The following is an 11,970-nucleotide window of genomic DNA, read 5'->3' as shown; positions in this document are numbered from 1 at the left end:
CTCACTTCGCCAGCAAGCAAGGCGCGTCCCATCATGCGGCCGCCAGCTGTAAGGCTCGCTGCTCCAGCTCCACCCAGGTATCGCCTGATGGCGACCCTTTTTCAGCCAGCATACCTGCAATTGCACGGCCTTCGTACAATCTCACTTCCCCCATCAATCTGCCCCAAGACTCCCTGCTCTCCGCTGGCTCCTGCAGTAGGTACGGCGTTAACTGCTCCCATAAGTATTGCTGCCATTCCTCGGTCTCCCAATCATCCATATGAAGCTCTGACCCAAATCCCGCCTGTATCGCCACCGCCCAGCCCAGAGGGACTTGCGACGATAACCACACCATCCTGCTCGCGTCAGTAAGGGTCCCCTCAGCCCGTCCCCCTGCTCCGGCTCCATACCACCAATCCAGATCCACTTCTGTATCGATCGTGATCTGACACGCCCATCCCACAGATGTACGAACCGCATACAAACTCACTTGCATAACATGCACCTCCACAACATAACAAATCATTTTTTAGCTGTATCTGATCCAGAATCCGCTAGCTACGTATGTATGAATGAATACCGTTTCGACATCATTCGCGCCATATTTCCCGCGTTAATTCGACATGGTTCGATATAACTGCCAACGCAAAAAAGCACCCTCCCCACCAGAAGTTGGTCGGAGTGTGCTTCACACCTTGAATACGATCATATTTGTTTGGCTTTGTGATTCTTTATGCCTTGGATCCATTATGATTTGGATTCCATTCCAAACGATCACTACACTTGAACGTAAGGAATACGGGCAGCTTCTAACGGATTTCTCAGATCAATTTGAATGATCTCCTGATCCTGTAGGTCTTCATGCTGCTGATCCCCTTGTTTGCTTGATCGCAATTGACCATACACCAGTTCAATCCCGGACAAGTGAGTCATACGGCTAACAATCTTCAGTGTCAGATCATGCGATTGATCATCCAGGACCGTAACGCGTATCCGGGTTCCGCTCAGCAAAGCATACCACGAAAGAGCTCTCAAATACCATTCCACCTGCCGCTCATGGTTGGACGTGACCAGCACGTAATGCTTACGCCTGACCTTGCCAACACCTACGCTTTTTCGATGGCGGGCATGCAGCAGATGAACGAGGGCAACAGCCAATCCGTACACCGCAACGATCCACAGTAAATGGGCAACCATGAGACTCACCTCCTTCTCTTACCAACACTATATGCTGGTCATGAAGGTCCGGTGACAGGTCATATTACTCGTGCCCACACTAATTGACTTGGTAACGGCGCCATCCCCAAAACAAAAGGAACCGCCTCCGGCAGTCCCCCGCTTATGTAAGTCGTCCGTGCATTCGGAACGACGGGATTACAGCGTCACCCAGCCATATTTAATGGAATTGATAACCGCTTGCGTGCGATCGTCCACTTCCATCTTCTGCAGGATGCTGCTGACATGGTTTTTAACGGTTTTTTCACTGATGAACAGATATTCGCCGATCATCTTGTTGCTCTTGCCTTCCGCCATCAGACGAAGCACTTCAGCTTCACGACGCGTCAGCGGGTTGTTCTCGCCGGCCACAAATTTAACGCCAGCCTCGCGAGTGCCGCTCTCAGACATCGCACCCGCTTCATTCACATACGTCATGCGGCGGAGCTGATGAATCAGCTTGCCCGTTACTTTCGGATGAATGAAAGCATAGCCTTCATGAACCGAGCGAATGGCATTAATTAACGATTCGGCTTCCATATCCTTGAGCAGATAACCGTTTGCACCTTTGCGGAGTGTCTCGAACACATAACTCTCATCGTCATGAATCGACAAAATAATAACCTTGATCTCAGGGAACATCTCGCGCAGCTTCTCCGTTGCCTGAACCCCGTTCTCTGTCGGCATGTTGATGTCCATCAATACGATGTCCGGCTTCACTTCATTACAGAATTCAAGCACTTGAATCCCGTCTCCGCATTCGCCGATCACGTCGATGTCATCCTCCATATTCAGTATCCGCTTCAGACCCTCCCTAAATAGCTGGTGGTCATCCGCTAACAGTACTTTGATAATTGAGTTCTCTTTCTCCAAATGTTCCATCCGATTACTCCTTCCTCTTCTCTACGTTCGTCGGGATATGAATGACGATCTTGGTTCCCTGGTTCTCGGCTGAGTCGATCTCCATTCTCCCTTCGAGCAGTTCGACCCTCTCCCGCATGCCAATTAACCCAAAGTGGTCCTTGCTTTTTGCTTCTAACAATTCGACGTTAAATCCCAGGCCATTGTCCTGGACAACGATTTTGACCAACTGCGCCTGGTATGTGATCTCCACAAGCACATAAGTCGGGTAAGCATGTTTTGCCGCATTCGATAACGCTTCCTGCACCAACCGGTAGATGGCCGCCTCCATCGCAGAAGAGAGACGATGCTCTTTTCCCCGTGTCTCAAAGATCGTGCGGATTTTAGATTTCTCTTCGTAATCATGCACGTATTTTCTAAGCGTGGGGATTAATCCCAGATCATCGAGTGCCATTGGACGCAGATTGAAAATAACTTTGCGCATTTCCTCCAGACTTGAACGCACTTGGCCTTTCAAATCTACTATTTCGTCCTGCACCATCTTAAATTCCTGCTTCGCTAGCATTCTTTCTACAATTTCCGTCCTAAGAACCAGATTGGCAAGCAGCTGAGCAGGACCGTCATGGATTTCCCGGGATATGCGCTTCCGTTCTTCCTCCTGGGCCAAAATAATCTTAAGCCCAATCACCTGCCGGTTCTTGGCGGATTCAATGATGCGGGACACTTGTCCAAGTTCGCCCGACAAGTATTCCAGCACCACGCCCATCTGGGAGCCGATAGACTCTGCGCGTTCTACCGAATTCTCCACATTGCGGACCCGCTTCTGCAGCTCGTCCCGTCTTGCCTTGAGATACATCTCCTTCTCACGGTAGATCATCAGATCGAGCTGAAGCTGCGTAGCCTTCTCATAGGCTTGCTTGATATCCTCTTCCTTGTACCGGACGAAATCCCGGCTGACCTCAGTCAGCCGGATCCGGGAACGGCGGTAGTTCAGCTCGAGCTGATCCACCTTCTCAAGCGTCTCGGTCGTTTCCTTAAGCGCACGCTGCAGTTCATGATTGAGAGACGTCAATTCCTGACGCGACGCCTCCAATATTTCGAACATCTGGTATTTGCTGTCCTCCATCACAGAGATGGCGTTCTTTATGACACGGTCGATGGCATCGGCTTGATAATCCACGCACTCTACTCCATTTCTAACGTTTCATATACATAATCATACCATATCATACCATATCACGATTCGATCGTAACGGTCTTCGTGTTCTTGTCCCATTTTACTTTCAGGCCCAATTGCTCGGACACGAGCCGGAGCGGGACTAAAGTCCTTCCGCCCTGAACGATGGGCGCAACAGCCGCCGAATGGCGCTTGCCGTTCAGGATGTAATCCTTCTTATCAACCGTCAATTCCATGAGCATGCCGCCTCTTAGAACGCCCACGCGCTTCGCAGCTTGGTTCCAGGTTGCTTGCCCGCCGAAAGCGTCAAGAACATGCTTGATCGGCACGTAAGTAGTTCCACCTTTCAAGATCGGAGCCGAATCAATTGCCACTTTAGAACCATTAAACGTCAAAGATTTTTGCCCAATAGTCATAACCGCTTTGCCAGTTGGAAGACCAACATTGCCGGCCGAAGGCATCGTAAAGCGAATATCGTCAAAAGATACCGAGCCGCTCAATGCACGCTCATCCTGTCCTTCTTCCACATTCACGACATAGAGGCGCTTCATCAGTGCCGGGAAAGCAATGTTATAACTGCTCAGATCTATGTTCAGCGTCTTCCAGCCCGTCCAGTCGATGGCTTTGGCCAGATCCACGTACACGGTTTTACCGTTATTGTCTCTTAGCTCGGCACGCAGCCAGTTCAAGCTGCTATCGCCTTCTACATCGACCGTCATGGACGTTGCTTGGGCCGGGATGGTTTTGCCCGTTGTGCCGTTAAACTCGGCATAGGCATACATCTTCTGTCCCAATCCGCCATTCATATCATAGGTGAGGTTCAGCACCTTCGAGTTCGCGCGTGACCCGCTGCCGTTCACAATCCTTGCAGAGCCTTTAACAGCCGGTACATTCGTTGTGAAATTGATCGGATAATTTACATTCTCGAAATTCTCCCATGTGCTTTGGCCTGCTGCCGATAAAATAACCACCGTGCTGAACCCGTCGTACCTGGCAATGGCATAACCCACCTTCGCATTGCTGTTTACCGATTCCACGGTCAGTCTGCCGTCCTTTACATTGCCTTTAAACCCGACAAACTCCCATTTCAAAGAGCTGCTCGGCACTTCAATGCTCTGTCCGTTGTTCGTCACGGCGGTAATAGGAACGGATACGGATGTGCCTGCCGCCAGTGGTGCGCTGGATACGCCTGTCGTCAACGCTGCGATATCGCTCGCTCCCAGCACTTGGACCTGCATCGTCGCCTGCGTGCTGCCGCTAACCGCTGTCAGCGTCGTTGTACCCGGCTTCATACCTTTAATGCTTTGTCCGTTCACTGCCAGGTTACCATTGCTCGTCTTCCATGTCGGCTTGATTGAGCCTGCCTCGATCGGGTTATAGTAGGTATCGTAGCCTTTCAATTCATAACTGCCGATCTGTCCGATCAATAGCTGATTGCTGCCGCTAACCTTCAGTCCCTTCAAGCTACCTACAGGAGCTGTGGAGAATACCCCTAACGCATTCACCACGCTTCGCTGCGTCGTGCCGTACTCCGTGTTGAACGTGAGCTGCGTGTTGATCTCGGCGAGTGGGCGGTTCACCATCGTTGTAGATCCGCCGCCATCGAGATTCATTCCCTTCCACACTCCAACCTTCGTCATGAAGTCCTGCAACTGCTGCAGGGTCATGCCCTTGCTGCTGTTGTGGCTCTCCGTAGCAATGAGGTAAGCATAACGCCCGTCCTTGGAATAACCGACAGCGGTACGTGCACGGTTGCCCCCAAGATCATTAACATTACGAGAGAACGCGGTAGCCTTGCCGTTATCCACGAGAATCGTATGCCCGCCAATCATCATTTGTAATGAGGTTGGATCGAGCTTTTGTCCCGATTTCTTGGATACGAGTGCGTAGTCCGCGGTCAATCTCTGCCCTACGGCCAAGTTATTCTTCACATATTCGGTAGCAGCCCCGTGGGTGCGCAGAATATAACTGCCTTCTGGTATGGATGTTGGCAGACCAGACATTACCGAAATATCGGTAATCACACCGTTCGTCACCATGACCTCGGTTGGTGTCGTTGAACTGTTCAGCGGACGATCCAGCGCCTTCCACGCACTTGTATAGATATAAGCTGCATTCACATGACTATAGTTGGAGCTTGTACTTTCTGGTGTGTAGGCAACCTTGTTCATGCCTGCGAGTGGGAAAGTCGTACCATTCTCAGCCTTGATGCTGCCGGAGAATGCGAACTCGTCCAGAATCGGCGTACCGCCGCTCGTTACCGCAAAAGCGTACATCCCTTTCAAATCCGAAGGCGTGGACATCAGCAGCCCATTCGATACTTGTGCACCCATGGGTGCCCCTTCGCGTCCAGTATTGAAGAAATCTCCGTTAATCGCCGCAACCGCCCCATGCTCTCTCGCCATTCCGCCAGTGCTCTGTCTGGTCGTGAATTGATTGCCTTGACCCGCCATCACATCCAGCTTCACATGCTTGTTGTTCAGATCCACCCGGATCACGTTGGCTAAGGACTTCTCGCCTTTATCATTCGTATATTGATACTTCATCAGCACCGCACCGGAGGTAATAATCTCTTCTCCCAGCTTCTTCGCAGATGCTGCTGCGGCATGAACGGTAGATGAAGGCGACAGCTTCTCCACGACCGGAATTCCATTGCCCAGAACAGGTCCCACCCAGATGACCCCTGCAAGCGTTATAATCAACCATCTCTTACCTACTCGATGCAATTCCGACTTCGGCGTTTTCCCCTGACTTTCCATGTAATCGTAACTCTCCCATCTTTTGTTCAACACGTGGCCAAACATTTAAAGTCTATATCTAATAGACTTCATTTTTTCAAAAAAGTTACGATTTTGTTATAAAAAAAAACGCCTGCCCGCATCGTACACCAAGTTCTAGCTGATTTGAACTAGCATTTTTTGAGAGGATATGTAAATCGCACCTATGTTACTATTTTTTCATTCAAAAGTTACTAGATTGTCATAACCTTTCTTCCTGTATTTCCAATCTTTTAATAAAAAAAGCCGATACCCATTGTAGGTATCGACTTCATATTTGTTAACAAATTTGTCATCGTTTGCGAACGGATGGCATATACTCAGCTTACTTTGCTGCTTGCTCTTTCAACGCATCGACTTTGTCTACGCGTTCCCACGGCAGATCCAGATCGGTACGACCGAAATGACCATAGGCGGCTGTTTGTTTGTAAATCGGACGACGCAGATCCAGCATACGGATGATGCCTGCAGGACGGAGGTCGAAGTTGTTCCGCACTAGCTCAACGAGTTTCTCTTCGCTTACTTTACCCGTTCCGTACGTATCAACGCTGATCGATACCGGATTCGCGACACCAATCGCGTAGGCCAATTGGATTTCGCACTTGTCCGCAAGCCCAGCGGCAACCAGGTTCTTGGCAACGTAACGCGCGGCATAAGCGGCAGAACGGTCTACCTTCGTAGGATCCTTGCCGGAGAAGGCGCCACCGCCATGGCGAGCGTAACCACCGTAGGTGTCGACAATGATCTTACGGCCTGTCAGACCGGCATCCCCTTGTGGGCCGCCAATCACGAAACGTCCGGTAGGGTTAATGAAGTATTTGGTTTCTGCGTCCAACAGCTCGGCTGGAACCACAGGAAGAATGACATGTTCTTTAATATCTTTCTGGATTTGCTCGAGAGTCGTTTCTTCGGCATGTTGAGTCGATACGACAATCGTATCCACACGAACCGGCTTGTTGCATCGTATTCAACCGTTACTTGAGTCTTGCCATCAGGACGCAGGTACTCCAATGTACCGTCCTTACGTACCTCGGACAGACGACGAGCGATGCGGTGAGACAATGCGATCGGCAACGGCATCAGTTCCGGTGTCTCGTTCGTAGCAAAACCGAACATCAGACCTTGGTCACCAGCACCAATGTTCTCGGTTTCCTTATCCACTTGGGAAGGATCACGATTCTCCAGTGCAGCGTTTACCCCCTGTGCAATATCAGCGGATTGTTCGTTCAGCGATGTCAGCACTGCGCATGTATTGTAATCAAATCCGTACTTGGCACGGGTATACCCGATTTCCTTCACCGTATTGCGCACGATGGATGGGATATCCACGTATTCCGAGTTCGTGCTAATTTCGCCAATCACCAATACAAGTCCTGTCGCAACCGAGACTTCGCAAGCAACGCGAGCGTTCGGGTCATTGGCTAGAAAAGCATCAAGTACCGCATCGGAAATCTGGTCACAGATTTTATCCGGATGTCCTTCAGTAACGGACTCAGATGTAAATAAACGTCGCCCTTTTAAAGACATGAGATCAACCTCCCATATGAATAGTATGTGAAATAATAAAAGGTCCTACACAAAAAATGAACCTTTTCCTATAGGAAAAGGTTTGAAATGTACAATCCTCATCATGCATATTAACGTATTTGTTACCAGGTGTCAATCCAGTTAGCAAGCCATTTTTATGGATTTTCTTGGGCTTTCACCATGACTGCTATGCATGTTTATATTTGATGGTAAATATACGAAAAGTGCAACCTTACAGGTTTCCAAATATGCTGGATTCCGCGTTCTGTACGAGACGTTTGGTAATCTCTCCGCCCACCGATCCATTCTCGCGCGAAGTCAAATGACCCCAACCTGGTCGACGACTGGAATGTCCGCCGATCGCCCCAAGCTCCGAGCCAAACTCGGTATCCGCTCCATGCGAACCACTACCCTGCCCGACATGCAAACCAAACTCAGCTGCTATCTCATATTTCATCTGATTCAGCATACTCCGACATTCGGGTACCACTTGACGATTACGATTAGCCATTTCAAGCACCTCCTGTAAAGTTGTTTACAGAGGTAGTATGAGCCCTAAACCTTGCCGTAACACGTATAAAAGCTTGTCACATCTGGCAATAATATGTATAGGACTATCTAATCGTGTAACCACCACGTACCATGACAATCAGGCCATTCTGCTGGCCTTCCTTCACCTGAATGCCCCGGCCTTCACGCGGGAAGGATAATAAATGATTCTTAGGCGCAGCTTGTCCATTCAACAAGTCTTTGCCATCGGTCAAATCCGCTACACCGTTCTTGTCTTCGGTGTAGATGACCGCATTACCCGAACGAACGATAAACTCGGTACCTGGATTGGCAATCAGAATCTTCCCAGGCGACAAAGCGACATTCTTCACTTCCTCAGCGCCTTGCGATGGTTGTGAGGGTGTAGTTGGATTGGTTGAGCCACCACCACTGCCATTCAGAGCCTGCTGGATTTGTTGGTCTACGTAGCTTTTAGTGACGACGGGGTCGTCGGTGGTACCGGGTGAGGTGCTTGCGCCGTCGGCGGGGGTGTTGAGTGTGGAGCCTAGAATTGTACCTGACATTATTAACACAAATGCAGCAACATATAACTTATATTTCTTCAATTTAATTAACTCCCTTAACCATAATAAAAGGAGTCCATTCAGAGAATGGACTCCTTAAGTCATAACTGATTATTAATAAATGTTTACATTAACTTTGATTGCTTCAGCAACATTTCTATTTGGAGAAGCATCAGTTATTGCTTTAGAGCTTTCCAATACTCCTGTAGAGAAGATCGCAACAGAATCTGTAGGAAGCAATGCATTAGGAGTTTCGAAAGTTAATCTTACAACTCTTGCTGACTCCTTACTCAAACCTTTGAATGCAACATTTGTACCATTTACTTGTACTGTAAAGGCTTCAGTAGTAGATTGTACTTCAATGTCCTCATCAAAAGTCAAGTCAACAGTGTAGACATTAGCAGTAACAGTAGGGTTAATTTGAGTGTTACTCACCAAAGATGGTTTGATACCATCAGCAAGAGGTTGGCTTCCTCTAACTTTCACACCGTTCGCATTGATCGATTGTACAACGAAATTTGCATCAGATACATCTTTCGTTTGAACACTGTACAACAGTGCTTGGCTCAAGTGCTTCACCCACTACTTTGAAAGTAGCTTTGCTACTACCTGGGTTGAAACTAGACAAAGTCAATCCTTGCTTAGAACCATTCGGCTTAACTAATTCAAAATCATTTGCATATACTTGAGCCAGTGGTCCGTCAAAATTCACTTCAACCGTAGTTTTGTCAGTTGCTTTTGAGCTACTTACTGCGACTCTTTGAGTACCCTTTTCAGTAATGCTTGCAGTCGCAATGTTGTTATCAACATAATTACCGTTAGCATCTGCTACGTTAACCACTCTCAGTCCTACAGCACCGTTGTTAACAATTGCGTAACCGCCAGAACGTGCTGGAAGTGTGATACGAACAGTTTCAGCATTAATCGCGTTTACCGAAGCATTGGCAGGCAATGGTTGGTAATTACCAGAAGCATCACGGTAGTTATACTTATTAGCTTCAGTTACCGATCCATTTCCGCTGAATGCCATTGCTTTATTGTATTGAACTGTAATTGTGTATCCAACATTGCTACCACTGATCACTTCTTCATAGTATGAAGAGCTGTTCAGAATAGAAGGCTTAGAGATATCAGCCAAATTAATGGTTGTTGTATATGGAACCATAGTATTTGGAACAGCCGCTCTATCGCGAATGTTGTTGATCTCTAATGTGTAAGTTCCGGAAGCCAATTTTCCAATCGCGCTAACTTTCACTTTAGAATTGTTATCAACAAATGTTGGAGTAGTAATCGGATGACCATCATAGTTAAATCCAGCAGTTCTAACAACTTTACCGTCGGAATCCTTCAGTACATAGTTGTTAACGTTGCGAACATCGGACTCAAGTACAGCCTCAGTGAATTCAACGATAAATTCATGGTTGCCTGCGCTGCTCTCTTGAGCTTCAACTCTAACAACTTCAGGACGCTCAGTGTCAAGAACCGGAGTTACTTTTACTTCACGATTCGCACTGTTGTTGCTGTAGTCAGTTGCATTTTGAACATAGATAGTTGTGTCAGCAAGGCTCAATGGTTAGCAGAGAAATCCACAACTACTTTGTTGTCGATTACTGTTGGCACACCAGTTTTACCGGCAGAAGTGTGGTACACAGTTCCTACTGATTTAACCGTTTCATTGAACTCGATTGTCACTTTGGACAGATCATGAGTCACAGCACTTACAATTTCAGGAGCAGTTGTATCTTCTGCAACTGTAAATTTCTTAGTTTCTTGAAGTAGTGTGAAATTAGCAAAGTCCTTCACATTACGAACCAGCAATTCATGTTCACCAACTGCCAGATCAGTAGTTACGATAGCAATGTTAGGGTACTGATAAGTTACATAACCATTCACAGTGCTACCATTCAATTGGAAGTTAGAAGTGGATTGAACTGATGTCGGTTCAACCGGCTCAGAGAATACCACTTTGAATGCTTTAGTACCAAGTCCAACTACTTCAGAAACCTCAGGCAATGTAGTATCTACAGGCGAGAACTTCACGCCTTGACTAAATGTTCTTGAAGCATCTTTGTTCTTAACACCTTTAAGGTTAAGAGTGTACTCAGTCTGTTGACTCAGAGTGCCACTTGTTTGAGCAATTGTCAACGTAACAGTCTTTCCATCAGCGCTCAGAGACGCATTAGAGAAAGTAAATCCACTGAGAGAGTAGTTTGAAGTATTGGTTGCTGTAGCCTTATCAACCTCACCGTCAAATGCTACTACTACTTGTTTCAAGTTGCTTGCAGAAGCCTTTTCAACTTTAGAAGCTGCTGTTACAACCCAAGTAACACTATGTGTGTACTCATAGTTGTTATGTGTAAATTTAACATCTGTAGCTACATTAGATTTAAGAGCATCGTCAAGAGTTACCTTCACAACTTCGTTATTAGCAAGTTTGAATTCAACTACTTTACCATCTTCTTTAACTTCATAAGAAACTACTGCTGGCTTTTGTGCTGCCAAGTAGATGGAGTAAGCAACTTCAACCAATTGACCTCTGGAAGCATTAGCTTTAGGGTTAGCCTTAGCATCTACAAGACCGGAGTTGATTGCTGCTTGCACATAACCTTTAGCCCAGTCAGAAGCAGCATTGTCTGTTTCTGTTGGAATGTCAAGATCTTGAGCAATAACGAGGACTTTCGCCATTTCTTGAACGGTGATTTTACCGTTGAAGTCGAAGATCATCTTCGTTGTGTTCTTACCTTCCATCAGACCAGCAGCATATACTGCTTCGATGTAAGGAGTAGCCCACATTGTAGTTGTATAGTTCTTGTCGTTGAAGGATGCTTTACCTTCGATTGGTTCAAGACCCAATACGCCTACCAAGACTTTCGCGAATTCAGCGCGAGTCATGTCTTTAGTCAGACCAGCAGTTCCATCTGGATAACCAGTGAAGATTCCTTTTTCTTTCAGTACATCAAACTTTTGTTGCGTGTTGAGAGCATCGTCACCGAATGCAACAGAAGCAAACATGGAGAATGCCATTGCTGTAGACAGTGCTACGGATAAAATTTTCTTCATAACCTTTTTTTCTCCTCCTTGAATCATCACTTGATTATTTTCTGTAATTTGGTAGCTCTTATTACTCATATTGTCGTGCACCTCCTTTCCCGAGTTGAGCATAAATCATAAATGAAGTCTGTGACGTGATCACAGAATCTTGTTAACGAGAGAACACTACATACTAGAGTAGTTTCCTAATCCTACCTAGGTATTATACAACGAGTCCAGAAGACCGTAAAGAACATTTTTCTAATTAATAGACAAGTTTCTTCAATCGGATAATCTTGGATTCTCATTGGGTTCTACATTATAAACGTTA

The 11,970-nt window shown here is 47.0% G+C and carries 10 protein-coding genes and 1 pseudogene; all 11 read right to left on the bottom strand.

What is annotated here, in order from left to right; all coding sequences use genetic code 11:
- Positions 1-31: 31 nt before the first annotated feature.
- The 11 genes and pseudogenes from JCM10914_RS27045 to JCM10914_RS26995 all read right to left on the bottom strand — a co-directional run bounded on the left by JCM10914_RS27045 (position 32) and on the right by JCM10914_RS26995 (position 11,738).
- Complete coding sequence (locus JCM10914_RS27045) at positions 32-475, bottom strand: hypothetical protein (RefSeq protein WP_023967108.1); 444 nt, start codon at positions 473-475, stop codon at positions 32-34.
- A gap of 281 nt (positions 476-756) precedes the next feature.
- On the bottom strand, positions 757-1,176 hold the full coding sequence (locus tag JCM10914_RS27040; protein ID WP_023967107.1) for a hypothetical protein: 420 nt from the start codon (positions 1,174-1,176) through the stop codon (positions 757-759).
- A 177-nt stretch (positions 1,177-1,353) separates the two neighbouring features.
- Positions 1,354-2,076 carry a response regulator transcription factor gene (locus JCM10914_RS27035; protein WP_023967105.1) on the bottom strand — a complete coding sequence of 241 codons (723 nt, stop codon included), beginning with the start codon at positions 2,074-2,076 and terminating at the stop codon, positions 1,354-1,356.
- 4 nt (positions 2,077-2,080) lie between these two features.
- Entirely contained in the window at positions 2,081-3,235 is a 1,155-nt protein-coding gene (locus JCM10914_RS27030; protein ID WP_023967103.1) for a sensor histidine kinase, read from the bottom strand.
- Between the two features lie 56 nt (positions 3,236-3,291).
- Positions 3,292-5,991: a stalk domain-containing protein gene (locus tag JCM10914_RS27025; protein ID WP_023967101.1), complete on the bottom strand. Its 2,700-nt coding sequence runs from the start codon at positions 5,989-5,991 to the stop codon at positions 3,292-3,294.
- A 343-nt stretch (positions 5,992-6,334) separates the two neighbouring features.
- A pseudogene (metK, locus tag JCM10914_RS27020) lies at positions 6,335-7,536 on the bottom strand (methionine adenosyltransferase).
- 232 nt (positions 7,537-7,768) lie between these two features.
- Positions 7,769-8,047, bottom strand: coding sequence for an alpha/beta-type small acid-soluble spore protein (locus JCM10914_RS27015; RefSeq protein ID WP_023967095.1), 279 nt, complete (start codon positions 8,045-8,047; stop codon positions 7,769-7,771).
- Positions 8,048-8,150: 103 nt separating this feature from the next.
- Positions 8,151-8,609, bottom strand: coding sequence for a hypothetical protein (locus JCM10914_RS27010; protein ID WP_052019937.1), 459 nt, complete (start codon positions 8,607-8,609; stop codon positions 8,151-8,153).
- A 114-nt stretch (positions 8,610-8,723) separates the two neighbouring features.
- Positions 8,724-9,179 (bottom strand): hypothetical protein, encoded by a 456-nt coding sequence (locus tag JCM10914_RS27005; RefSeq protein WP_148300274.1) that lies wholly within the window; start codon positions 9,177-9,179, stop codon positions 8,724-8,726.
- A complete protein-coding gene (locus JCM10914_RS27000; RefSeq protein ID WP_023967091.1) occupies positions 9,133-10,179 on the bottom strand; it encodes a hypothetical protein in 1,047 nt (348 codons plus the stop codon). The genes JCM10914_RS27005 and JCM10914_RS27000 overlap by 47 nt, the downstream gene beginning before the upstream one ends.
- Positions 10,176-11,738 (bottom strand): S-layer homology domain-containing protein, encoded by a 1,563-nt coding sequence (locus tag JCM10914_RS26995; RefSeq protein ID WP_023967089.1) that lies wholly within the window; start codon positions 11,736-11,738, stop codon positions 10,176-10,178. Before JCM10914_RS26995 ends, JCM10914_RS27000 begins: the two co-directional genes overlap by 4 nt.
- Between the last annotated feature and the right edge of the window lie 232 nt (positions 11,739-11,970).

The sequence above is a fragment of the Paenibacillus sp. JCM 10914 genome (assembly GCF_001315105.1).
Classification (GTDB): Bacteria; Bacillota; Bacilli; order Paenibacillales; family Paenibacillaceae; genus Paenibacillus_AQ.
This window is presented reverse-complemented; position numbering and strand designations above follow the sequence as displayed.